Here is a 22,256-nt window from a genome sequence, read left to right on the forward strand (position 1 = left end):
CTGGTGCCATGAGCTCATCGACCGGGGCAACGTCGCCCCCGCCCACCGCCCAGCGCGAGTCGCCGCTCGCCCGAGTCGCCCTGCGCTTCACCGCCTTCACCGAGAAGTGGCTGCCCGACGCGTTCGGGTTCGTCCTCATCGGCACGCTGCTGATCCTGCTGCTCGGCCTCGTCACCGGCGAGCCGCTGCTCAAGGCCGCGGCCGACCCCAAGAAGCTCACCGGGATGGGCCTGGTGGACGCCTGGGGTGCCGGGTTCTGGAGCCTGATCACCTTCACCCTGCAGATGGCCATGATCATCATTGGCGGGTATGCCGTCGCGACGTCGCCTCCCATGTCGCGGCTCATCACCGCCCTCGCCCGCATCCCGCGCAGCCCACGCTCGGCCGTCGCCTTCGTGGCGGCGGTGTCGATGCTGGCGTCCTACTTCAACTGGGCGTTCTCGCTGATCCTCGGCGCCATCCTGGCCCGCGAGGTGGCGCGCGTCGTGCGCGGCACGGACTACCGCGCGGTGGGGGCGATGGCCTTCCTCGGCCTGGGCACCGTGTGGGCGCAGGGCTTCTCGGGCTCGGCTGCGCTGCAGGTCGCCAGCAAGTCGTCCAGCCCGCCGAGCGTCCAGCAGCAGATCCAGAAGTTCGGCTACGCCGACGGCATCCTGCCCCTGGACCACACGATCCTCACCTGGCGGGCCGTCGCCGCGACGCTGATGGTCTTCGTCGTCGGCGTGGTCATGGCCTGGTTGCTCGCGCCGCGCGGCGAGGGCGCCAAGACGGCGGAGGAGCTCGGCATCCGGCTGCGGCCCCTCGTTGGGCCAGGATCGGCGCATGACGAGGAGCGGTCTCGCGCCGTCAAGCCACGGCCCGGCGACTGGATCGAGAACTCCCCGATCATGACCGTGCTGATCGTCGCGATCGCGGCGGTGTGGATCGTCCGGGCGTTCGCGTCTGCCAAGAACCCCGTGCTCGCCCTCGACCTCAACATGGTCAACCTGATCCTGCTGATGCTCGCCATGCTGCTGCACTGGCGCCCCGCGCGGCTGGCCAAGGCCGTGGGGGACGGGACCCGCGCCGCGAGCGGTGTGCTCCTCCAGTTCCCTTTCTACGGCGGGATCTTCGGGATGATCGCCTACACCGGACTGAGCCATCGGATCGCGGACTGGCTGGTCGGGCTGTCCAACCAGTTCTTCTTCCCGCCGCTGATCGCGTTCTACTCGATGGTGCTCGGGGTGTTCGTCCCGAGCGGCGGCTCCAAGTGGGTCATCGAGGCGCCGTACGTCCTCGAGGCCGCCCACCAGCTCGGCGTCGACCCCGGCTGGATGGTCGTCGTCTACGACCTCGGCGAGGCGAGCGCCAACCTGCTGCAGCCGTTCTGGATGCTGCCGACGCTGGCGGTGCTCGGGCTCAAGGCGAAGGACATCATGGGCTACACGTTCGCGATGTTCCTGGCGTGCTTCCCGGTGGCGCTGATAGCGGTGACGATCTTCGCCCCTCACGTGGGCTGATCGACGACGGGGTGAGGACACGAGTGAGGCACGAGCGAGGCCCGGAGGCCCGAGGAGGTCGGCCGGGAGGGTACGGCTGATCGACGACGGGGTGAGGACACGAGTGAGGCACGAGCGAGGCCCGGAGGCCCGAGGAGGTCGGCCGGGAGGGTACGGCTGATCGACGACGGGGTGCGGATCTGAGCTGGGAGCTCACAAACTGCTGTCTGGCGGGCGCCTGGGCAGCACTTCGTGAGCCCCGCGCTCACTAAGGTCCGTCAGGCGTCAGGCGAGTTCCATGATGCGGTCCCACGAGGGGCCGTCGAGCGACACGGCCGCGGCAGGGAACAGGCCGTTGTCCTCGCGGTCCATGTGCACGCGCAGCCGATCCTCGAACGCCTTGTAGCCCCCGAAGTCGCCCCCCTTGACCGCGTCGAACAGCGCCCAGAGGTCCTCGTGCTCGGCGCACAGGTCGTCGACGTGCTCGGTGAAGTCCTCGTCCTCGCGGAGCACGGCGAACAGGCTTCGCTCCTCGGAGTCGAAGTGCGGCCGCATCAGGCCGGCGAGGTGCTCGCACGCACCCCGCACGGCGGCGAGGTCCTGCTCGTCGCACGCCCGCCGGAGGATCCCGAGCTCGTTGATGAGCTGGTCGTGCTCCTCCATGTAGCGCCCGATCAGCTCGATGTCCTTGCACCCGCAGTAGGAACACATGGGTGCATCCTGCTCCCGCGCTATTAGCACGGTCAAACTCGTGTCAAAGCATGCCCGCAGGCTATGGAGACGAGTTCCTTCCATTCCCCGAGCCCGCTGAAGAACAGCTTGCCTAAGAGCAGGGCGGCCACGTTCGCGTAGATGAAGAAGTCGTACCACTCGATGGTCGTGCCGGCCGTGGTGGCCATGGCGACGCGGCGATACTGCGTCGGGCACAAGGGTTGTCCTCGATCGGTCGCGCCGTGGGTCGCCGACCGGTTGGCCAGCTCGGCGAGCGGTCGGGATGGCTCACACTGGTGCGTATGCCGAACGACCTCGCGCGCCCGGACCACGACCCCCGGGCGGTGGTGGACGAGCTGCGTGACGTGCTCGCCGAGGCGCTGGCGGGCCATCGCGTGGAGGCGCTCGCGGGGCGGGTGGCGAGGCTGATCGAGGCCTATCGCTCGGGCTCCGTCCCGGCGTCGGTGATCCTCGACGACCCGGTGACCGTGGCCGCATATGCCGCCTACCGCATGCCCGCGACCGTCGCGGCGCTGAGCGCGGTGCTCGAGCAGGCGGCTGATGCGGTGCCGTCGCTGCGGGTACGCCGTCTCGTGGACCTGGGTGGGGGCACGGGCGCGGCGGGGTGGGCCGTGGCGGCGTGGGCGCCGGAGCTGGAGCAGGTCGACGTGCTCGAGCAGTCGGAGCCGGCCAGGGCCTTGGGCGCGGGGCTGGCGACGGCGTCGAAGGTCGCCGCTCTGCGTGAGTCGCGCTGGCACCCCTGGACGCTCGGTCGCAGCGCCCTGCCGTCCGACCTCGCCGGTGAGCAGGGCGGCCCCGCCGATCTGGCCGTCCTGTCGTATGTCGTCGGCGAGCTGCCGGACGCGCTGCGGCACGAGGCCGTGGCCACCGCCATGTCGGTGGCGAGCACCGTGCTGGTGGTGGAGCCTGGGACGCCGGCCGGCTATCGGCGCGTGCTCGGGGCGCGAGAGGTGCTGGTGGGGGCCGGGTTTCGCGTGGCCGCGCCCTGCCCGCACCAGGGCCCGTGCCCGCTGGCGGGCGACGACTGGTGCCACCTGCCCGCCCGGGTCGAGCGCTCTGCCCTGCACCGGGCCGTCAAGGGCGCCGAGCTGTCCTCCGAGGACGAGAAGTTCAGCTATGTCCTCGCCACCCGCCTCCCCGTCGAGCCGTATGCCGGCCGCGTGATCCGCCACCCGATGATCCGCAAGGGCCTCGTGGGGCTGCCGCTGTGCCAGGCGGACGGGACTGCCGCGCAGCGCCTCGTCTCCAAGCGTCAGGGGGCGGCCTACAAGGAGGCCCGCAAGCTCGACTGGGGCGACGCCCTGCAGCACTGACGCCCTGGGTGCCGATCAGAGGCGCTAGGTCAATCTCGTCTCTCCGCAATACTCCGCTGGTGGACGCTACGCCGGACGATGAGATAGCCCTGCGGCTGCTGCTCGTCCGGGTCTGCAGGCCGCCCGCCCCAGAACGCCACCTCGAACCCCGCTTCCTCGAACCTCCCCGTCAGCTCGTCCTGCGACATCCACCAGATGTCGAACCCGATGCCCAGGCCGAGGGACACGCCGCCGCGCCGAGCGCTGTCGTCGCCGACCTTCCACGCCGTCGTCACGTAGCCGCCCGGCCGCACCACGCGAGCCAGCTCCGCGAAGGCCCCCGGTCGGTCCTGCGGCGGCAGGTACATCAGCGAGTACCAGCAGATGGCCCCGTCCAGCTCGCCGTCCCCGAATGGCAGCGCCCGCACGTCGCCCACCTGCACGTCCAGCCCGGGCTGCTCCCGTCGTGCCACGCGCACCATCTCGGGGGAGAGGTCCAGCCCGCGCACCGCGATCCCGTGGCTCATCACGTATGCCGCCAACCTGCCTGTCCCACATCCGAGGTCGCCGACGGTGGGAGTCTCGACCGCGCGCCCGGTCGCGGCGGCGCGCACGAGATCGCAGAACGCCGCGAGGATCCCGCGCTCGAGCGGCATCTGGTCGAGCAGCCCCGCCAGGCGCTCGGCATACAGCCCGGCCAGCACGTCATGGGCCTGCCGGAGCTCTGCGGTGGCGTCGCGTCTGGCGACCTCGTCGTCCCTGGCCGTCGTCATGGCTGGCACGCTAGCGGGCCCCTGCGACAGCCCCCGACCCCTGTCGTCGAAAGGCGACAAATGGGGGTTGTAGCGCCGTCATGACCCCCATGTGTCGCCTTTCGATGGTGGGCGGCGAGCGGGGCATCGCGTCAGTAGGAGCTCTGCTCGCCCTCGCCCTGCGCCGGCTCGAACGTGTCCTGGCCGCCGGCGGCGGCGGGGACGTCGCCGAGGTCGTCCTCCTGCTCCAGCGCCGTGGGTCCACCGTCGGTCTGGTCAGCGTCCGTCTCGGTCTGCTCGTCGCGCGTCGCGTCGTTGCTCATGACGCCAGGCTACGGCGCGCCACCGGGGCACGGGCGCTCACGCCCACAGGTCCTGGGCCAGCACCTCACCCTCACGACACCCCCGCGGTATGGCGAAGACCGCCGACCCGACCGGGGTGGTCCAGGTGTTGAGCAGGTCCGCCTCGGCGAGCCGCCGCTGCACCGAGAGGTACTGCTCGAGCTCCGCCTGGTAGGCGACGAACAGCAGCCCGGCGTTGGTCAGCCGACCGGGGTCGGGCGGGTCGTCGTAGCTGTACGGACGCCGCAGGAAGCGGTCGGTCAGCCCCTTCTCGTGGGGCATCGACCGTCGCACGTGCGAGAACTCGTCGATCACCGGCAGCCCGAGGCGATCCGTTGCGGCCACGTCCGGGGCGTCGGTCTCGGCCCGGCCGGTCAGGGGCGAGCCGTCCCGCTGGCGGCGGCCGAGGGAGGTGTCGCGGGTGAGCGGGTCGGCCTCCTCCCACGTCTCGAGGTCCATGGCGATGCGGCGCAGCACCATCGTCGTCCCGCCCTGCAGCCAGCGCGGCGCGGACGGGCCGCACCACACCACCGCGTCGTCCCGGCCCGGCACCGGGTTGACGGTCCCGTCGACCTGGCCGAAGAGGTTGCGCATCGTCTCGCCGGGCCGCGTCACCGCGTGGCCCTGCCGGAAGCCCCGCTGCACCCAGCGGACGGTGGCGATGGTGCGGGCCTCCTTGGTGAGGACCCACTGGGCGTGCGAGACGGTGATCGGGGAGTCGGCGCAGATCTGCAGCAGCACGTCACCGCCCGACCAGCGCGGGTCGAGCCGGTCGATCTGCGGGAACGCCGGCAGCGGCTCCAGCCACGTCGGACGCGTCGCCGTCACGCCGCGCAGCCCCAGCACCCGCGGGCCGATCCCGACCGTCACCGTCAGCGAGGCGGTGGTCGCGGTCAGCTCGGGCTCGAAGTCGGCATACGGCGCCCGACCGGCCATGAGCTGGGCGATGTCCTGCGTCCAGATCCGCATGAGCCGCTGCAACGCCGTGACGTCGGCGCCGGGCACGAGGTCCATGGCCACCCACACGCCGTGCGCCTGCGGCGCGTCCATGATCCCGGGCTGGTGCTCGCCGTGGAAGGGCCGCCGCTGCGACCCCGCCAGCTCCACCGTGGTCGCGTGGTCCGCCTCGGAGCCCGAGCCGGCACCAGGGCCGGCACCCGCCGGGGCGGGGGCAGCGCCGGATCGCGCCACCCCCACCCCACCGGCGGCGCCGGCGGCCAGGCCGCCGAGCGCCGAGAGGCCGCCGACCAGGACGTCGCGCCGGTCCACCCCGCGCTGGTCGACGCTGTGCTGGTCGACGGGCATCAGTGCGCGTGGGACGTCGCGGATGCCGAGGACGCAGGCGCGGAGGGCGTGCCGTTGGGCATCATCGACATCCCGCCGTAGGTCTCCTTGGCCCCGTTGAACTCCCGCGCGGGAGCGTGGACGTGGACGTGGCCACCGTTCGCGTCCTGCAGGGTCACGACCGTCTCGGTGCCGGAGAGGATGGGTCGCCGCAGGCCCATGAGCATGACGTGGTTGCCGCCGGGCCGGAGCTCGAACGTGCCGTGCGGCGGGACGGTGAACCCTTCCTGGGTCTCCTTCATCACCATCGCGCCGGAGGCGTCCTTGTCGGTGACGTGGAGCTGCACGGTGGCGGCGACGTCGCTCTCGGCGGCGACGACCGTGACGGGCTGGTCGGTCTCGTTGACGAGCGTCGCAAAGAGCCCGGTCATGCCGCCCTTGACGGCCTTGACCCAGGGGTCCTTGACCGTGAGGGAGCGGTGGTTGACCGACGTCGTGGCGGTCGCAGCAGGGCTGGTGCTGGTGCTGGTGGTGGCGGTGGTGGAGCTTCCGGCCGTCGTCGAGGCTCCCGAGCCGCACGCGGCGGTGGCGAGGGCGAACGAGACGACGGCGCAGGGCAGCGCGATGCGCTTGGGCATGGGTGTGGTCCTAGTGGTCTGACTGGTGTCGTGAGGTCTGGGCAGGTGGGGCTGACGCGAGGTCAGCGGGCGCAGACGACCAGCGGAGGACCACGGCGCGGGGCCGCGAGGACGAGCTCGGCCGACCGCAGGCGCGAGACGGCGACGGAGATGGCCGGCGGGCGTGCCCAGTGGGCCGGACGATCCAGCAGCAGCCGTATGACGGGCGCCAGCCAGCTCGCGAGCAGCCACAGGGCGCGCTCGCCGCGCGCCAGCACGGCAGCCGTGACGACGGTGGCCAGGATGTGCGCGAGGAGCATCGTCAGCGACAGGTGCCCGTGGCCGCCGGCCGCGGCGTGGGCAGGCCACGCGTGGGTGACCAGGACGGCGTGGTGCCCGCTGCCGACCACGTGCCCGAGCGACTCGGGGTCGGCGCCGGTCGTCCCCAGCACCGTGAACGCCCCGTGCAGCGCCAGCTGCCCGCCGCCGAGGATCGCGCCGATCGACCCGGCGCCGAGGCGTCGGGCGCTCGCGGTCAGGCAGGTCGCGAGCACGAGCCCGAGCAGGACGGCCAGGACGCCGGGCCCGGGCAGCGCGCCTGCGCCCAGCAGGTGGGCGAGCGCGGCCAGGGCCAGCATGACCACGGCGAGGGTGCCCGCGCGCAGCAGGCGCAGTCGTCCCCCGTCCGGCGTGATCATGCCGCCAGTCTAGGTCTGGCTCCGGTGTCCGCGCCCCAGCCTCTGGCCCCCTCTACGGCCGTCTAGTCACAGACGCAGAGAGAGGCATACGACACGATCGGCCGTCGCGCCCGCTGCAGGGCTGTGGTTGGCTGCACGAGCACCGCCTCCCCACCCCAAGGAGCACCTCGTGGCCGACATGACCGGAGTCGTCTTTCCCCAGGCCGACGGGCGCCGCAGCACCAGCGCCGTGGGCCGTGAGGTCGTCGCCCGCGCCCTCGACGGCGTGGACCCGGTCGGTTCGTCCGCGGCGCGTCGCGAGACGGCCTGGCGCAAGGAGTACGCCGTGCACTTCCGCCGCCTCGTCGAGGTGGGGATGGAGGACCGCGACGCCGCGCTGACCGTGGCGCGGCAGGGGCTGGGCGCGCTGCACGACCACATGCGGTGGGTCGGCGCGAGCGGCGTCGACCAGCCGCTGCAGGCGGGCCTGGACGAGGTGGGCACCCCGCTGCACGCCGCCACCGTCGAGGGGACGGCCGAGCCGGAGCGCGAGCTGACCCTCCCCTACCGCGGGCGGCGGCTGCGCGGCGACGAGCTGCGCAGCCGCCTGGACCAGTGGGTGCGCGACGGCGTCGTGGAGCCCGGCGTGCAGCTGGCCGTCGAGCGCGTCCTGGACCACCCGGAGTGGCTCGACCTGCGCGACCAGCGCGTCGTCGTGCTCGGGGCCGGCGCCGAGATGGGCCCGCTGCGCTCGATCCTGCGCTGGGGCGGCGAGGTCGTGGGCATCGACCTGCCCCGCCCTGACCTGTGGCGCCGCGTCCTGACGGCGGCCCGCGAAGGCGCCGGGCGGCTCGTCATACCGACTCCCGACCCCGAGGCGAGCGACGCGCGGCTGGCCGAGCGCGCGGGAGCCGACCTCCTGCACGACCTGGGGGCCGTCGCGCGCTGGCTGGACGGGCTCGAGGGCCGGCTCGTGCTCGGCAACTACGTGTATGCCGACGGCGCCACCAACGTCCGCGTCACGACTGCGGTCGATGCCCTGACCACCCACCTCGCGGGGCGCCACGACGACCTGGCGCTCGCGTTCCTCGCGACCCCCACGGACGCCTTCGTAGTGCCGGCCGACGCGGTGGAGCAGGCCACCCGCAACTACGGCGAGCGCACGCTGGGCCGCTACGTGCGCACGCCGCTGCGTGTTGCGAGCGGTGGCCGGCTGCTGCGGCGGCAGTACGCGCCCGGCGAGCACGTCGCGATCTCCGACAGCATCGTCGAGCAGCAGGGGCCCAACTACCTGCTCGCCAAGCGGGTCCACCGGTGGCGCGCGTCCGTGGCCGCCCACGACGGACGCGTCGTGTCCATGAACGTCGCCCCGCCCACCCGCACCCGCTCCGTCACCAAGAACCGCGCCCTGGCCGCGGCGTATGCCGGCGCCCACTTCTTCGGCATCGAGGTGTTCGAGCCGGCGACGAGCAACACGCTCATGGCCGCGCTGCTGGTCGACGACCTGCGTCGAAGCGGCCGCACTGCGGGGAACGGCACCGCGGCGCAGGGCGAGCTGCTGCCGTGGCAGGCCGAGGCGCGGGCGGCGGCCCACGGCGGCCTGTGGCGGGTGGCCTACGACCCGCGCAGCGCCCTGGGGATCGCGGCGCTGCTCGGTCTCGGAGGCGCGCGGCAGTGACCCGGGGTCGGGGTGCGGCAGGCAGCTTCGCGGCATCGCCCCCGCGCGCCGGAGCGGCCGCATAGGGTCTGGGCATGGCTTCACGACCCCACACCGCGTCCCTGCTCGAGGACGCCTGGCACCGCCGGATCACCGGCATCCTGCGCGAGCGTGGCTGGCGCACCCAGGCCATCGGTCACACCGGCTACGGCACGCCCGAGCGGGTGCGCGTGCTCGGCCGCATCAAGATGGCCCGTCCCGGCGACGAGTCCACGCAGGAGAGCCCGAGGCGCGACGACGCGGTGCGTGACCTGCGCGGCGAGGAGCGCGACCGGGGCTGGCGGTCCTTCGCGACCCCACCGCCCGCCGCCAATGCCCCGGTGACGATCCGCCTGGGTGACAAGACCGTCGAGGGCCGCACCGACCGCGGCGGCTATGTCGACGTGTGGGTCGAGCAGCCCGGCCTCGACGCAGGCTGGCACACCGCCACCATCCAGTCGCCCGACTCCGACCCCGCCGACGCGCCCGTCCTGGTCATCGGCCCCGAGACGAGGTACGGCATCGTCTCCGACATCGACGACACCGTCATCTCCACGATGCTGCCGCGCGCCATGATCGCCGCGTGGAACACCTTCGTCGTCCACTCCAACACCCGCCGCGCGGTGCCCGGCATGGCGCCGCTCTACCGCGAGCTGCAGGAGCGTTACCCTGGCGCCCCCGTGATCTACCTGTCCACCGGCGCGTGGAACACCTTCCAGACGCTCACGCAGTTCCTCGCCCGCCACGGGTTCCCGCGCGGGCCGTTGCTGCTCACCGACTGGGGCCCCACCAACACCGGGTGGTTCCGGTCCGGGCAGGAGCACAAGCGCACCAACCTGCGCCGGCTGTGGCAGGACTTCCCGGACATCCATTGGCTGCTCGTCGGGGACGACGGCCAGCACGACCCCAAGCTCTACTCCGACTTCGCGGAGGACCACCCGGACGTGGTGGAGCTGATCGCGATCCGTGAGCTGACGCCCGCCGAGCAGGTGCTGTCGCACGGTCTGCCCGTGTCCAACGAGGAGCTGCAGCCCATCGAGCGGATCAACGCGACGACGCCCGTCTACCGCGCGCCCGACGGCTACGACCTCGCGCGGCGGCTGCGCTCGGCGTTCCACCAAGTCGACGGCGGGGCGCACCATCACCCCGACGTCGAGGAGTCGGCCGCCCACGCCGAGGCGCTCGCCGCGCAGCCCGGGCGGGACGACCAGAACCCGCTCTGACCGTTGCGGCCCTGCGTCATACGCGCCCGTCCTCGCCGGGCCGACAGCCGTTGTCGGCCCGGCGAGGCTGGGGCAGGATGAGCCCATGCCCGAGCTGCCCGAGGTCCAGGCGCTCGTCGACTTCCTCGCCGAGCGGGTCGTCGACGACGCCATCACCGCCGTCGAGCTCGGGTCCTTCTCCGTGCTCAAGACCTATGCCCCCGCCCCGCAGGCCTTCGACGGCCTCCTGGTGTCCGGGGTCGCGCGGCGCGGCAAGTTCGTCGACATCGACTGCGACGGGCTCCACCTGGTCTTTCACCTCGCCAAGGCCGGCTGGCTCCGGTGGTATGACGAGATGCCGCGTACCGTGCTGCGCCCCAACAAGTCTCCTGTCGCCGTGCGGGTCCGCCTGGCGTCCGGTGGCGGTTTCGACCTGACCGAGGCGGGGACCCGCAAGAGCCTGGCGGCATACATCGTCGCCGACCCCGCCGAGGTGCCGGGGATCGCCCGGCTCGGCCCGGACCCCCTCGCCGAGGCGTTCACGCTGGAGGCCTTCGCCGCGCTGCTCGGCGCCCGCAACGCCCAGATCAAGGGCGTCCTGCGCGACCAGTCCGTCATCGCGGGGATCGGCAACGCCTACAGCGACGAGATCCTGCACGTCGCGCGCCTGTCGCCGTTCGCCAAGGCTGCGGCGCTCGGGGAGGGCCAGGTCGCCACGCTCTACGAGGCGCTGCGCGAGACCCTCGCGTCCGCGGTGATCGCCGCGTCCGGCAAGCCCGCCGCCGAGCTCAAGGACGCCAAGCGCGCGGGGATGCGGGTGCACGGGCGCACCGGCGAGCCCTGCCCCGAGTGCGGCGACACGGTGCGTGAGGTGTCCTTCGCGGACTCGTCTTTGCAGTACTGCGCCACCTGCCAGACCGGCGGCAAGCCCCTCGCGGACCGCCGCACCTCGAAGTTCCTCAAGTAGCCGCCCACACGCCGGGCCCCGGCGACCTCTTGTGAGCTGGGGGCTCAGCTTGGGTCGGCTGCGGGCGCGCTCGGCGGCCGCGGGACGTATGGCGGGCGGGGCCGGGCCGGTGGCAGAGTTGACTCATGACGATCCCCGCAGACGCCCAGCCCGACGTGCCCCAGATCAGTCGTGACGAGCTCGACGACGACGCGGTCATCCTCGACGTCCGCAACCAGGACGAGTGGGACCTCGGCCACGCGCCGGGCGCGATCCACATCCCGCTCGACGAGCTGGTCGAGCGGCGGGGCGAGCTCCCCGAGGTGGACGTGCTCCCGGTGACCTGCCGCGGCGGTGGCCGGGCCTCGCGCGCGACCGCCTGGCTCAATCAGAACGGTTGGGACGCAGCCAACGTCACCGACGGCATGCTCGGGTGGAAGGCCGCGGGACGTGCCCTGGTCTCCGAGCAGGGCGGTGACCCCGACGTGATGTGACCAGTCGACGATGACGTCGTATGCCGCCCGCTAGCGCATGGCCTAGACAGCGCTAGCGGGCGGCATCGTCATACGAGCGGCATCTCGGCCGAGGCAGGTCAGCGGGGGAGGTCGCCCTCACGCTTGGCGTCGGTGAGCGGCGTGGGCAGCTGGCCCTCGGCGCCCTCGGCCCGTGCTGCCCGCGCTTCCTGCGAATCCGCCGCCTGCTCGTCCTGGTCGCGGGCGGCCGATCCGCGACCGGCCGCCGCCGCGTCGCGGGCCTGCCTGTCGCGGAGCGCGCCCACGCCCCAGCAGTCGATGACGCCGGTCAGCGGGTCGGGCTCGGGCACCTCGATGGTCGTGGTCAGGGCGGTGAGGCTCGGCTCGGGCGGCGTCGACCCGAAGCCGAAGCGCACGGGCGGGGAGACGGGCACGAGCGCGCCCAGGTCGGATCCGTCCCACGTGGCGGTGGCGTCCGTGACGGCGTGGACGTCGGTGGCGCCATACGTGGCAGGCAGGCCGTTGGCGGTGGTGCCGCGGGTGCTGACCCCGCGCAGCAGGGCCTGCGCGATGGGGTCGGTGACGCGGGTCCACCACGCGCGGCTGCTGAGAGCGCTCGGCACCATGCTCAGCGCCTTGCCGATCGCGGTGCGCTCGCCGATCGTCGCGGACAGCCCGAGCGGGCCGGCCGTGAGGGTGAGCACGCGGCCGCGCGTCGCCGCCTCGACGGGCACGACCTGCACCTCGTCGAAGGTGTAGAGCGCCGCCACCGTGTCGGCGATCTCCTGCGTGGGGGCGAGGAGGATGCGGTGTCCGTCGCGGCGCTCGACCATCACGTCGGTGAAGTCGCCGTAGGGCGATCGGGTCCAGCGCCCGACGACGATGCGAGTGCCCTCGTCGAAGCCGAGGCCGAGGATCCGGCCGGTGAACTGGTGCGTGCCGGTCTGCAGAGTCATGGTGCCACCCAGGTGAATTCGTTGCCGAACGGATCGCGGAGGTACGTCCGTCGTGGATCGGGGCACTCCTCCTCGCACAACGAGGCGCCGAGGAGGAGCAGCACGTCGGGTGTCTGCGCGGACACCGCGAAGCGCATGGAGTTGAAGACCGTCTTGGGCTCGGTCTCGCGGGCGAAGACGATGGACTCGAACGGCGCGCCCGGCACCGGCTCGATGAAGGCGGCATCAGGGTCCTCGGGGACCTGGTGCACCTTGGTGTCGAGGACGCGCCCCCACCAGGCGGCGTTCGCCTCGGGGTCGGGGGAGTCGACGACGACTTGGTACATGCGGCGCTTGTCGCTGGGGCGGACGATGACGCCGAGCTCGCGCTGCTCGGGGTCCAGGGCGAGGTCCCAGGGATAGCTGCCCTGGTCGACGAGGGTGCCGCCTGCGGCGACGAGGTCGTCGATGTTGGCGGCGTAGATGTCGAGGTGAACGCGGCGTCGCTCTTGGCGGGAGGCCCGGCGGGGGCGGATCCAGACCGTGTCGGTCTCGTCGTCGCCGACGAGCCGGAAGCCGTTCTCGTCATCGCCCTCCATCCGCAGGCCCAGCGCGCGGGACCAGAACATCGCCAGCGTCGCCGTGTCGGCGGCGTCGATGGTGAGGTCCACGTAGCGTGCGAGAGCCATGCCTCGAACCTACCTTTTCGGGACCAGGCTGGGCGGTTGCTCGACGACCCGTGGGTCGGTCGGGGCGCGTCGTCGTGCCGTTCATCAGGCCGTATGGCGGTATCTAGGCCCAGAAGTAGGCTCCGGCATCCGAGACGATCGTCGCCGGGCCGCGACACGCTGGTCGTGTATGCCGAGATCTCGGGTCGCCGCTAGATGGCCGCATAGGGTGCGAGCGTGGACCCGATCAAGAACCCCTATGCCCCTGGTGCCGGCCAGCGACCGCCCGAGCTGGCGGGGCGCGACGAGCAGCTGAAGGCCTTCGACGTCGTGCTGGAGCGGGTGGCGCGGGGTCGTCCGGAGCGGTCGATCGTGCTGACCGGCCTGCGGGGCGTCGGAAAGACGGTGCTGCTCAATGCCCTTCGCTCGGCGGCGGTCCGGGCTCACTGGGGGACGGGCAAGCTCGAGGCGCGGCCCGACCAGCGCCTGCGCCGCCCGCTCGCGTCTGCCCTGCACACGGCCGTGCGCGAGCTGGGGCACCCGCAGGGCGACGACGTCGACCAGGTCCTCGGCGTGATCAAGGCCTTCGCGCAGCGGGACGTGGATCCCAAGGCCAAGATCCGCGACCGGTGGAACCCGGGCATCGACGTGGCCGCCGTTACAGGGCGGGCCGATTCGGGCGACATCGAGATCGATCTCGTCGAGCTCTTCACGGACTGTGCGGGTCTCGCGGCGGACGTGGGGCGGGGGATCGCGGTCTTCATCGACGAGATGCAGGACCTGCACGCCGAGGACGTGTCGGCGCTGTGTGCGGCCTGCCATGAGCTGTCCCAGCAGGGGTCGCCGCTGATCGTGGTCGGTGCCGGGCTGCCCCACCTGCCCGCCGTGCTGTCGGCCTCGAAGTCTTACAGCGAGAGGCTGTTTCGCTACAACCGGATCGACCGACTGGCGCGCGGGGCGGCCGATCAGGCGCTGCAGTCGCCGGCCGAGTCGGAGGGTGCGGCCTTCGCGGAGGACGCGTTGGCGGAGATGTATGCCGTGACCGGTGGGTACCCCTACTTCATCCAGGCGTATGGCGCGGTGGCGTGGGACGCGGCCCCGGCCTCCCCGATCACCGCCGAGGACGTGCGCGTGGCGGCGCCGGCGGCGGAGGAGGAGCTGGCGGTGGGCTTCTTCGGGTCGCGGTACGAGCGGGCCACGCCGGCCGAGCGGGAGTATTTGCGGGCCATGGCGGACGCGGCGCTGGCCGAGGCGGAGGCCGGGCGGCCGTTGGACGAGACCGAGTCCGTGGCCACGTCGGCCGTCGCGTCGCTGCTCGGCCGTAAGCCGCAGTCCCTGTCGCCGGCGCGGGACGCCTTGATGAAGAAGGGGTTGATCTACTCGGGGGAGCGCGGGCGGATCGCGTTCACCGTTCCCCACTTCGGCCGCTACCTGAGGGCACACGCCGGCGACGAGTAGCTGTCAGGCGGCCACTTCTGTCCGCGAGCCGCGAGAACCGTCCTGTGAGTCGACCCTCAAAATGAGGGCGCAGCGGCGACGTTGGAGTGCAGGTCCTGCTATCACCCAGTGGGGGCAGGTTGCGATGAAACGGCCGGGCCTGGATCGGTCCCGACCACGCCCGAACCGGACCGTGTAATACTCCGAAACTCACCACCGTCGGCACGCCGCTATGAGGCCTGGGCTAGGGCGATCGCCATGGACGGCCGCGCCGGGGGCTGCGACCGCCCTGAGGGGTGAAGCCCGTCGTACGGTCTATGCCCACCGGGCCGACCAAGACCGCGCCAGCAACAGTCCACAAAAGGCAGGTTTGGCGAGCGTCCATCTGCCATTGTCGGCAGTGGTGAGCCCTGGCGGACTTTCATTCACCAGCGCGGTCCGGAGACCCGTGGGCCCCGACTTGCCGGTGTCATCCACGACGCCTTAATTGTGAGGCGCCGTCCACCATGCTCGCCACCGACAGCGAAATAATCGGGTAGAAAGGAGCCTCCTTACCGCCTTACTAAACCACCCACCACGCAGGAGAACCATCATGCCGCTCGGATATCGCGCACTGATGACCATCCACGGGGAGCGCCCCGTCGAGGTCCTAGCGCGGGAGGTCGTGGAGGAGTGGCTGCGCCACAAGAAGCTCGACTTTCGAAACCTGGAGCCCGGCGAGCACAAGGTCGGCCGGGACACCCGCCTCGTTGTCGTCGAGCACCACCCTCGGGGGGAGGGCCTGCACGCCCGGCGCTATCGCCTGGAGGAGACCAAGCCCGGCGGCGTGCGGTGGACGACACGACTGACTCACGCTGCTGGCGGGCACACGTCGCTCCTGTGGCTAGACGTGGAGGCCCCCGCGTCGCACCAAGAGCGCGGTCCACATGGTCCGCGGCTCAAAATGGTTGCGGTCCCCAGGCTCGCCCGAAACATTCTCAGTGAGGTTCAGGCCACGGACGGCCCCGCCGCGCTGGGCCCCGTCCCCCGCATCGTCGCCAGTGAGGACGAGGTCGACGACCTGATCAAGGCCCTCGTCGACCCAAACCGCCATGTGCCGGTGTTCGTGGCTGCTCACGTCAGCGGTGTTGATCCGGAAAAGTGGCGGGACCACGTCGCTTCGGTGCTCAGCGATACGACCGGTATGGCTGCCGCCTATGTGCTGACGCCTGGGACGGCTCCACTCTTCCGCGAAGCTGTCGGTTCGAGATATGGGATCGGCGAAGGGTCATTACGCACCTATCTGCCCGCTGTCGACCTATCAGATGCAGTCGACGCCCGTCGCCACCGGGTTCTCTCCGTGGGGGCCATGGTCTCCTTGAGCGACGGCCTCCTGCAGAGACTCGTCTGGGAGGGCGCGCTGCGCGCCGCGGTCGAGCGACCGCTCCCTCGTGAGGCGCAACGACTCGAGCGTCTGCTGGACCGTGAAGAGAACCGGCTCTTCTCCGAGGCGCTTGCGCCTGCGCCTGTCGTGCCCCCGCTTGACCTGCCGGCGCCGTCGCCGGTCAGCCCCGCGGCTCTCGACACATTTACCGCACGGTTGACGACAATCTTGGGCGAGGTCGCTCTGTCCCCGGACGACGCCCTAGCGCGCGTCGCCGCCCTGGTTGGAGTCGCTCGTTCCGCAGCTGCACAGGATGCACCTCAGAGGGCCGCCCTTGCCCGCATCAACGACCTCCAAGGAGATCTTGAGCAGGCCCAAGACGAATTGGTTGAGGTCCGCACTCTCCTCGAGGACGAGAAGCTGGATCATGCCGTCACACAGGACGAGCTGCGTGAGACAGATGCCCGCATGGCCGTGCTGCGACAGCAGGTCGCTCCGGAGCAACGGGCGACCGTTGACTCCGCCGTGGTACGGGCAAGCGCGGCCCAGGCCCCAGACAGCATGGCTGCGCTCCTTGAGTGCTTCCAAGACAAGCAGCGGTGGCCCCGCGTGATATATACCGGCGACCACAAGACGACACTGGGCCTTCAGGCCCACGATGACGTCGGTACCTGGGCGGCTCGCGTTTCCGACATCTGTGACACGCTGCAACATTATGCCGACTTGGTGTGCTCCCGGACCCATAGGGGGAGTTTGCACACCTATCTATCGAGCCCTCCCCCGGGAGTCTCCATCCCTTCGGCCGCAGCGCCCGGCAAGTTCGTCCCTGTCGAGTCCGAGTGGGTGGCCAACAACACGAAGGCCAAGAGGGAGCGCACGCTGCCCGTGCCACCTGAGGTAACCGGAAGCCCCAGGGTATTCATGCAAGCTCACTATCGCATCCAGCAAAAGGGTATGATCTCGCCGCGGCTCTACCTGCTCGACTGCACCGTCGACCACGGTTACGTGGTGGTTGGATATATCGGACCCCACCTGACAAACACAAAGAGGCTCTTCGACTTTCCGCGGGGCGGGCCGGGTCATGCTGCGTCTCGTCGTGCTCGGGTGAGCGCGATGGTTGAGAGTATCCGGCGCTGGTAGTTGTCCAGGTTGCGGAAGCCGCAGGCGACGCGCTTGGTGTTCTTGATGATCCGGTTGAAGCCTTCGGTGCGGGCGTTGGTGACGTCCATCGTCAACGCGACGTGGATGGCCGGCCACCAGGTCTCGATCGTGGTGGCGAGCCGGGTGGTCTCGGGCATGTCCGCTCTCGCGGCGTCCCGATAGAACTCGTACAGCCGGTGCCGGATCCGGTGCTCCTCTGACTCGGCCAGGAGGAGTCGCAGGCGTTCCTTGACGCCCCAGGCTGCGCCGATCTCGTTGGTGGGGTCCTCGCCCGCGAAGGTCGCCTTGAGCCGGGCCCGCTGCTTGGCGGAGAGGTGCTCGTACCCGGTCAGGAGCAGGTGCCGGTTGACCCACACCTTCTCGGCGGTGGTGCCGCGCCGCCCGTAGCGTTCACGGGTGACCCGCTGCCGGACCTCGGTGACGACGGTGTTGGCCAGGGCCACCAGGTGCCACTTGTCGACCGCGATCTTCGCGTCGGGCAGAGCAGCCCGGATGCCGGAGGCGTAGGGCGCGCTGGTGTCGATGACGACAACCTCGATGGCGTCGCGGAACGCGGGGCTCTGCTCGGCGAGCCAGTCGCGCACGCACGCCCCAGAGCGGCCCGGCGTCAACCCGAGCATCCGGCCGGGGCTGGTGGTGTCGGCGTCGACGAAGCTGGTCAGCCACGGGTCGCTGCGCCGCCAGCCGGCGTCGGCCAGGACCCACCGCACCGACCTCGCGCGGGTCTCGTCGATCCCGAGCACGCGCACCGGCTCAGGCGTCGGTAGCCACCTGGCTGCCGCGGCCACCAGTGCCCGGTGCGCCGTCGGCCACGACACCCCATGGGAGCGGGCGACCTCATCGACCGCCCGGTTCCCCGACGCGATCTCGGTCGCGATCGCCTCGCGGAGCCGGCCGGTGAGCCGCGCCCTCGCGGGGATCGCCTCGGACTGCTGCGTGAACGAACCCGTACCGCAGAGCGGCTCGGGACAGGTCAGGCGCCGCTTGCGCCACCACAGCTCGACCACCTGCCCGCACGCGTGAAGGTCCTTCACCCGCACCAACGGTCGCTCCTTGACCCGCGCGGTGAGGACACCACACCCCGGGCAGGGCGCCCCCCGCTCCCGCAGCTCGATCACGACCCTCAGGTCGCTGCTGCTGAGCCGCTCGAGACTGGTGACGACGAACTCGTCTTCCAGCCCGAACAGCACTGACGTACTGTCGATCATGCTCGTGGCCTCGTTGCTGCTGAAGGAGTAGAGACCAACAGCATGACCGGGGCCACGAGCCCCCTCAGGTCAGGACACCCCGCTCAAAGTCGGAGAGCCCACAAAGACTTCGTGAGGGGTTGCTACACCCTGACGCTGCTGGGTGCGACCCTTGCGCGGGATTCGAGCTGGTCGACGACACAGCCCGGTTGGCCGCCATGAACCTCCTGCTCCACGGCATGGGCACGGCCGACGGCGCCTCGCTCATCCAGGTCCGTGACTCGCTCATCGCCGATCCGGGCCGGCGTTGGTCCGTCGTCCTGTCCAACCCGCCGTTCGGGAAGAAGTCGTCCTTGACGATGATCGGCGCAGACGGACGCGAGGTCCGTGAGGACCGGGAGATCGAGCGTCAGGACTTCGTGGCGACCACGAGCAACAAGCAGCTGAACTTCGTCCAGCACATCATGACGATCCTGGACACCAACGGTCGCGCCGCGGTGGTGCTGCCGGACAACGTGCTCTTCGAGGGCGGCGCTGGCGAAGTCATCCGCCGGAAGCTTCTCACTGACTTCGACCTGCACACGGTGCTGCGTCTGCCGACCGGCATCTTCTACGCCCAGGGCGTCAAGGCCAATGTGCTCTTCGACAAGAAGGTCGCTCGTCCCGGCCAGCCCTGGACCGAGCGTCTTTGGGTCTACGACCTACGCACGAACAAGCACTTCACCCTCAAGCAGAACCCCCTCCGACGAGCCGATCTCGAGGACTTCGTCACGGCATACAAGCCGGGCAGGCGAAGCGGGCGCGAGGAGGGTGAACGCTGGAAGCCGTTCACCTACAACGAGATCACTGCGCGCGACAAGGCCAACCTCGACATCACCTGGCTGCGTGACAAGTCCCTCGAGGACCTCGACAACCTGCCCTCACCCGACGTGCTGGCGCGCGAGATCGTGGAGGACCTCACCGCCGCTCTGCAAGAGCTCGAGGCTGTGGCCACCGCGTTGGAGGAGCAACTGGGGCGGCCGGCCTCCTGAATGCGCTGGGGGTCACGGTCCGAGAAGCGCGAGAGGGATGACGGCGACCCCGTCCCGGCGGCGGTAGGCCGTGGCGCCCGTCGTGATGACGGCCAGGTCGACGACGCGGTCGGGGAGCTGACCCCGTAGCCAGTGCAGGTGGCGGACGTCGCTGTCGGTGATCGTGGGGGAGAGCTTGACCTCGATGCCGAGGATCGTGCCGGCGGGGCCTTCGACGATGAGGTCGATCTCGTGCTCCCCGCCGTTGGTGCGGAGGTGGTGGACCTGAGCCTCGGCGGCCTGAGCGGCGACGCGGACGTCGAGGGTGACGAGCGACTCGAAGAGGGGCCCCGCCATATGGACGCCGGTGGTGGAGGTCAGGTCGGATGCGCTCAGTCCGAGGAGGCGCGCCGCGAGGGCTGGGTCGGCGAGCTGGTGCTTCGGCGCCTGCTGCAGCCGCCGGATGGGGTTGTTGGCCGGGATCCACCCCGGGACGGGGTCGAGCAGCCAGAGGCGCGTCAGATGGTCGCGGTAGGCGATCGTGGTCGTCTTGGCGGGCTGGGAGCCATCGCCACCCGTGGTGGCGTCGAGCAGGCGCGAGTAGGCGGTGGTCGTGGACGAGGCCGCGGCATACGCCGTCAACCAGCGGCGGAGCGTCTGGGGACGGCGGACCTCGACCCCCGCGTCGGGGAGATCCCGGTCCACGATCCTTCGGAGATAAGAGTCGAGGAGAGTCCGGCGCACCCGTGGTGGGGTGCCCATGATGCCGGGCAGCCCGCTGCGGGTGATGGCGTCCGCATAGTCGGTGAGACCGAGGGTGGACGTGCCACCGATCTCGGCTTCCCCGCGCAGCAGCGCTGCGAGGAAGATGGTCGGCTGCGTCTGGGCGCGTTCGTGCAGCGTCATGGGGCGCATCCGCAGGGACACGATCCGGCCTGCGCCGCTGTGCGCCCCCGCGGCGTCCACCGGGGTCGCTGACCCGGTCAGGAGGAAGCGCCCGGGCGGGGCGCCCGCGTCGACCTGCCGTCTCACCGAGTCCCACACCTGAGGCAGCTGTTGCCACTCGTCGATCAGCAGCGTGCCTCGTGGCGCCGCGCTCATGGAGAAGTCCGCGGCCACGACCTCCCGCTGTGCAGGGTCATCGAGCAGCCAGCTGGCGTCGGCGCGGCGGAGCGCCGTGCCCGTCTTGCCGACACCCTTGGGCCCGTCCAGGGCGATGGCGGCGACCCCGGGCAGGAGCTCGTCCAGTTCTGCGTCAACGGTCCGAGAGAGGTAGGGCACGAGCGCTACGCTACCTTTTGCAGGTGCCCTAGACTACCTTTTGCAGGTCTCCCAGTCTACTCCGTGCAGGATCCGGCGCCGGATCGGCCTGTGCCCGCAGCTTGGGGGCGCTGAGCTCGGCATACCGAGCTGTTGGACGTGGCGACGTGACAAGGTGAGCTTCATGACCGGTCCGGTGCTACGCCTCGTGCTTCCCCACCAGTTGTTCGAGACGCATCTGGATGCCCCCCGCGGGACCTCCTTCGTCCTGGTGGAGGACGATCTGTTGCTGCGGCAGTACGCCTTCCACGCTCACAAGCTCGTGCTCCACCGGGCGTCGATGGCACGCTTTGCGCGACGGCTGACGGAGCGGGGCCACACGGTGGAGATGATCGACTCCCGTGCGGAGGCGGCCACCGCTGATCGTCTGGCGGCCCTCGTGCGCCATCGGCGCCCGTCCCAGGTGCAGGTGTATGACGTGCACGACGACTGGCTCGCCCGTGGCCTGACCGACGCCCTGGCCGCGGGTGGGTACCGGCTGCAGCCGCAGGACGTGCTGGAGACGCCCGGCTTCCTGACCACCCGGCGCGAGCTCACCGACTGGTTCGCCGAGCACCCCGCGCGGATGCAGCACTTCTACACCTGGCAGCGGCGCCGCCTCGACGTCCTCGTGGACGGCAGCGCCCCGGTCGGAGGTCGTTGGTCCTTCGACACCGACAACCGCAAGAAGCTGCCCCGGGGCTACCACCCGCCGCCGGTCCGCCTGGTGACCGAGCACGCGCCGGAGGTGCGGGAAGCGATCACGTGGGTCGAGCAGGAGTTCCCGGACGCGCCGGGCGACCCCCGCACGTTCGGTTGGCCGACGTCCCACGACGAGGCCCGCCAGCACCTGCGCGACTTCGTCGTCGAGCGGCTCGACCTGTTCGGGCCCTACGAGGACGCCATCTCCAGCCGGCACGCCTTCGTGCACCACGGGTTGCTGACCCCGATGCTCAACATCGGTCTGCTCACCCCCTCCGAGGTGCTCGACACGGTGCTGGCCGCCGCGGACGACCGGGACGTGCCGCTCGCCTCGCTCGAGGGCTTCGTGCGGCAGATCATCGGGTGGCGGGAGTACATACGCGCGACGTACCACCTCTACGGTCGGCGGATCCGCACCGCCAACACCCTTCGGCACACCAGGCCACTGGACGAGGGCTGGTGGACGGCACGGACGGGGCTCCTGCCGGTGGACCTGGTGGTCGCTCGGGTCCTGGACACCGGCTACGCCCACCACATCGAGCGGCTGATGGTGCTCGGCAACGCGATGTGCCTGCTGCGCACGGACCCGGCGGACGCCTACGAGTGGTTCATGCAGATGTTCGTCGACGCCTACGACTGGGTGATGGTGCCCAACGTCTATGCCATGAGCCAGTTCGCCGTCGGCGAGGCCATGACGACCAAGCCCTATGTGTCGGGCAGCAACTACCTCACGTCGATGTCGGACCTGCCGCCCGGGGACTGGCGCAAGGACTGGGACGGTCTCTACTGGGCATTCGTGCGTGATCATCGTGAGGTGTTCGAGGCCAACCATCGCTCGCGCCGCATCCCGGCCCTTTGGGACGGTTTCGACGAGGCGCGACAGTCGGCTCACCTGGAGCGCGCGGCGGCCTGGCTCGGCTGACGTCCACCACGGCGTGCGCCTCCTGACCTCGACATGCGCGGGCAACGGGCCCTAGGGTCGGTCCCGTCCCATACTCGGAGG

At 71.0% G+C, this 22,256-nt stretch carries 21 protein-coding genes; 10 read left to right on the forward strand and 11 right to left on the reverse strand.

Features of this window, described 5'->3' with window-relative positions; all coding sequences use genetic code 11:
* The first annotated feature begins 8 nt into the window (after positions 1 to 8).
* Positions 9 to 1,499 carry a short-chain fatty acid transporter gene (locus ACF3NS_RS04060; protein WP_392467946.1) on the forward strand — a complete coding sequence of 497 codons (1,491 nt, stop codon included), beginning with the start codon at positions 9 to 11 and terminating at the stop codon, positions 1,497 to 1,499.
* 264 nt (positions 1,500 to 1,763) lie between these two features.
* Here ACF3NS_RS04060 and ACF3NS_RS04065 read toward each other — a convergent pair whose 3' ends face one another.
* A complete protein-coding gene (locus ACF3NS_RS04065; protein ID WP_288800076.1) occupies positions 1,764 to 2,189 on the reverse strand; it encodes a hemerythrin domain-containing protein in 426 nt (141 codons plus the stop codon).
* Positions 2,190 to 2,221: 32 nt separating this feature from the next.
* The gene (locus ACF3NS_RS04070) at positions 2,222 to 2,377 is read right to left on the reverse strand and encodes a hypothetical protein (protein ID WP_392467947.1); all 156 of its coding nucleotides are present in this window, start codon (positions 2,375 to 2,377) and stop codon (positions 2,222 to 2,224) included.
* A gap of 114 nt (positions 2,378 to 2,491) precedes the next feature.
* Between ACF3NS_RS04070 and ACF3NS_RS04075 the strand changes: the two genes are divergently transcribed.
* Complete coding sequence (locus tag ACF3NS_RS04075) at positions 2,492 to 3,523, forward strand: small ribosomal subunit Rsm22 family protein (RefSeq protein WP_392467948.1); 1,032 nt, start codon at positions 2,492 to 2,494, stop codon at positions 3,521 to 3,523.
* 29 nt (positions 3,524 to 3,552) lie between these two features.
* Here the strand turns inward: ACF3NS_RS04075 and ACF3NS_RS04080 are convergent, their stop codons facing one another.
* The 5 genes from ACF3NS_RS04080 to ACF3NS_RS04100 form a co-directional block, all read right to left on the reverse strand.
* Complete coding sequence (locus ACF3NS_RS04080; protein ID WP_154593653.1) at positions 3,553 to 4,275, reverse strand: class I SAM-dependent methyltransferase; 723 nt, start codon at positions 4,273 to 4,275, stop codon at positions 3,553 to 3,555.
* Between the two features lie 131 nt (positions 4,276 to 4,406).
* Entirely contained in the window at positions 4,407 to 4,577 is a 171-nt protein-coding gene (locus tag ACF3NS_RS04085; protein WP_392467950.1) for a hypothetical protein, read from the reverse strand.
* A 37-nt stretch (positions 4,578 to 4,614) separates the two neighbouring features.
* Positions 4,615 to 5,901 (reverse strand): Dyp-type peroxidase, encoded by a 1,287-nt coding sequence (locus ACF3NS_RS04090; RefSeq protein WP_392467952.1) that lies wholly within the window; start codon positions 5,899 to 5,901, stop codon positions 4,615 to 4,617.
* The gene (locus ACF3NS_RS04095; protein WP_392467954.1) at positions 5,901 to 6,518 is read right to left on the reverse strand and encodes a copper chaperone PCu(A)C; all 618 of its coding nucleotides are present in this window, start codon (positions 6,516 to 6,518) and stop codon (positions 5,901 to 5,903) included. Before ACF3NS_RS04095 ends, ACF3NS_RS04090 begins: the two co-directional genes overlap by 1 nt.
* 62 nt (positions 6,519 to 6,580) lie before the next feature.
* Positions 6,581 to 7,195, reverse strand: coding sequence for a hypothetical protein (locus ACF3NS_RS04100; RefSeq protein ID WP_392467956.1), 615 nt, complete (start codon positions 7,193 to 7,195; stop codon positions 6,581 to 6,583).
* A gap of 178 nt (positions 7,196 to 7,373) precedes the next feature.
* On the opposite strand from ACF3NS_RS04100, the gene ACF3NS_RS04105 reads away from it, so the two are divergent.
* The 4 genes from ACF3NS_RS04105 (at position 7,374) to ACF3NS_RS04120 (ending at position 11,512) form a co-directional block, all read left to right on the forward strand.
* Complete coding sequence (locus ACF3NS_RS04105) at positions 7,374 to 8,852, forward strand: hypothetical protein (protein WP_392469066.1); 1,479 nt, start codon at positions 7,374 to 7,376, stop codon at positions 8,850 to 8,852.
* A 74-nt stretch (positions 8,853 to 8,926) separates the two neighbouring features.
* The gene (locus ACF3NS_RS04110; protein ID WP_154593648.1) at positions 8,927 to 10,093 is read left to right on the forward strand and encodes an App1 family protein; all 1,167 of its coding nucleotides are present in this window, start codon (positions 8,927 to 8,929) and stop codon (positions 10,091 to 10,093) included.
* Between the two features lie 85 nt (positions 10,094 to 10,178).
* The gene (locus ACF3NS_RS04115; protein ID WP_154593647.1) at positions 10,179 to 11,039 is read left to right on the forward strand and encodes an Fpg/Nei family DNA glycosylase; all 861 of its coding nucleotides are present in this window, start codon (positions 10,179 to 10,181) and stop codon (positions 11,037 to 11,039) included.
* 125 nt (positions 11,040 to 11,164) lie between these two features.
* Complete coding sequence (locus ACF3NS_RS04120) at positions 11,165 to 11,512, forward strand: rhodanese-like domain-containing protein (protein WP_154593646.1); 348 nt, start codon at positions 11,165 to 11,167, stop codon at positions 11,510 to 11,512.
* Between the two features lie 98 nt (positions 11,513 to 11,610).
* On the opposite strand, the gene ACF3NS_RS04125 is transcribed toward ACF3NS_RS04120, so the two are convergent.
* Both ACF3NS_RS04125 and ACF3NS_RS04130 read right to left on the reverse strand, forming a co-directional pair.
* A complete protein-coding gene (locus ACF3NS_RS04125) occupies positions 11,611 to 12,447 on the reverse strand; it encodes a hypothetical protein (RefSeq protein WP_392467959.1) in 837 nt (278 codons plus the stop codon).
* Positions 12,444 to 13,115, reverse strand: a complete 672-nt coding sequence (locus tag ACF3NS_RS04130) for a VOC family protein (protein WP_154593645.1) — start codon at positions 13,113 to 13,115, stop codon at positions 12,444 to 12,446. Before ACF3NS_RS04130 ends, ACF3NS_RS04125 begins: the two co-directional genes overlap by 4 nt.
* A gap of 216 nt (positions 13,116 to 13,331) precedes the next feature.
* On the opposite strand from ACF3NS_RS04130, the gene ACF3NS_RS04135 reads away from it, so the two are divergent.
* Entirely contained in the window at positions 13,332 to 14,552 is a 1,221-nt protein-coding gene (locus ACF3NS_RS04135; RefSeq protein ID WP_311966595.1) for an ATP-binding protein, read from the forward strand.
* A 595-nt stretch (positions 14,553 to 15,147) separates the two neighbouring features.
* Positions 15,148 to 17,034 (forward strand): coiled-coil domain-containing protein, encoded by a 1,887-nt coding sequence (locus tag ACF3NS_RS04140; RefSeq protein WP_392467963.1) that lies wholly within the window; start codon positions 15,148 to 15,150, stop codon positions 17,032 to 17,034.
* On the opposite strand, the gene ACF3NS_RS04145 is transcribed toward ACF3NS_RS04140, so the two are convergent.
* A complete protein-coding gene (locus tag ACF3NS_RS04145; RefSeq protein ID WP_289032526.1) occupies positions 16,974 to 18,263 on the reverse strand; it encodes an ISL3 family transposase in 1,290 nt (429 codons plus the stop codon). The two genes, ACF3NS_RS04140 and ACF3NS_RS04145, sit on opposite strands and share 61 nt — an antisense overlap.
* A 119-nt stretch (positions 18,264 to 18,382) precedes the next feature.
* Here ACF3NS_RS04145 and ACF3NS_RS04150 point away from each other — a divergent pair, with 119 nt between their 5' ends.
* Entirely contained in the window at positions 18,383 to 19,273 is an 891-nt protein-coding gene (locus ACF3NS_RS04150; protein WP_283809794.1) for a class I SAM-dependent DNA methyltransferase, read from the forward strand.
* 12 nt (positions 19,274 to 19,285) lie between these two features.
* Here ACF3NS_RS04150 and ACF3NS_RS04155 read toward each other — a convergent pair whose 3' ends face one another.
* Positions 19,286 to 20,533 (reverse strand): ATP-binding protein, encoded by a 1,248-nt coding sequence (locus ACF3NS_RS04155; RefSeq protein WP_288799519.1) that lies wholly within the window; start codon positions 20,531 to 20,533, stop codon positions 19,286 to 19,288.
* A 163-nt stretch (positions 20,534 to 20,696) separates the two neighbouring features.
* Between ACF3NS_RS04155 and ACF3NS_RS04160 the strand changes: the two genes are divergently transcribed.
* Complete coding sequence (locus ACF3NS_RS04160; protein ID WP_154593643.1) at positions 20,697 to 22,175, forward strand: cryptochrome/photolyase family protein; 1,479 nt, start codon at positions 20,697 to 20,699, stop codon at positions 22,173 to 22,175.
* Positions 22,176 to 22,256 lie beyond the last annotated feature (81 nt).

It is taken from the genome of Arsenicicoccus cauae (assembly GCF_043162025.1).
In the GTDB taxonomy this organism is placed as follows: domain Bacteria; phylum Actinomycetota; class Actinomycetes; order Actinomycetales; family Dermatophilaceae; genus Arsenicicoccus; species Arsenicicoccus cauae.

Coding starts and splice junctions, on each gene's coding strand:
- ACF3NS_RS04060 (WP_392467946.1), top strand. CDS start 9: ATGAGCTCATCGACCGGGGCAACGTCGCCCCCGCCCACCGCCCAGCGC.
- ACF3NS_RS04065 (WP_288800076.1), bottom strand. CDS start 2,189: ATGTGTTCCTACTGCGGGTGCAAGGACATCGAGCTGATCGGGCGCTAC.
- ACF3NS_RS04070 (WP_392467947.1), bottom strand. CDS start 2,377: ATGGCCACCACGGCCGGCACGACCATCGAGTGGTACGACTTCTTCATC.
- ACF3NS_RS04075 (WP_392467948.1), top strand. CDS start 2,492: ATGCCGAACGACCTCGCGCGCCCGGACCACGACCCCCGGGCGGTGGTG.
- ACF3NS_RS04080 (WP_154593653.1), bottom strand. CDS start 4,275: ATGACGACGGCCAGGGACGACGAGGTCGCCAGACGCGACGCCACCGCA.
- ACF3NS_RS04085 (WP_392467950.1), bottom strand. CDS start 4,577: ATGAGCAACGACGCGACGCGCGACGAGCAGACCGAGACGGACGCTGAC.
- ACF3NS_RS04090 (WP_392467952.1), bottom strand. CDS start 5,901: ATGCCCGTCGACCAGCACAGCGTCGACCAGCGCGGGGTGGACCGGCGC.
- ACF3NS_RS04095 (WP_392467954.1), bottom strand. CDS start 6,518: ATGCCCAAGCGCATCGCGCTGCCCTGCGCCGTCGTCTCGTTCGCCCTC.
- ACF3NS_RS04100 (WP_392467956.1), bottom strand. CDS start 7,195: ATGATCACGCCGGACGGGGGACGACTGCGCCTGCTGCGCGCGGGCACC.
- ACF3NS_RS04105 (WP_392469066.1), top strand. CDS start 7,374: ATGACCGGAGTCGTCTTTCCCCAGGCCGACGGGCGCCGCAGCACCAGC.
- ACF3NS_RS04110 (WP_154593648.1), top strand. CDS start 8,927: ATGGCTTCACGACCCCACACCGCGTCCCTGCTCGAGGACGCCTGGCAC.
- ACF3NS_RS04115 (WP_154593647.1), top strand. CDS start 10,179: ATGCCCGAGCTGCCCGAGGTCCAGGCGCTCGTCGACTTCCTCGCCGAG.
- ACF3NS_RS04120 (WP_154593646.1), top strand. CDS start 11,165: ATGACGATCCCCGCAGACGCCCAGCCCGACGTGCCCCAGATCAGTCGT.
- ACF3NS_RS04125 (WP_392467959.1), bottom strand. CDS start 12,447: ATGACTCTGCAGACCGGCACGCACCAGTTCACCGGCCGGATCCTCGGC.
- ACF3NS_RS04130 (WP_154593645.1), bottom strand. CDS start 13,115: ATGGCTCTCGCACGCTACGTGGACCTCACCATCGACGCCGCCGACACG.
- ACF3NS_RS04140 (WP_392467963.1), top strand. CDS start 15,148: ATGACCATCCACGGGGAGCGCCCCGTCGAGGTCCTAGCGCGGGAGGTC.
- ACF3NS_RS04145 (WP_289032526.1), bottom strand. CDS start 18,263: ATGATCGACAGTACGTCAGTGCTGTTCGGGCTGGAAGACGAGTTCGTC.
- ACF3NS_RS04160 (WP_154593643.1), top strand. CDS start 20,697: ATGACCGGTCCGGTGCTACGCCTCGTGCTTCCCCACCAGTTGTTCGAG.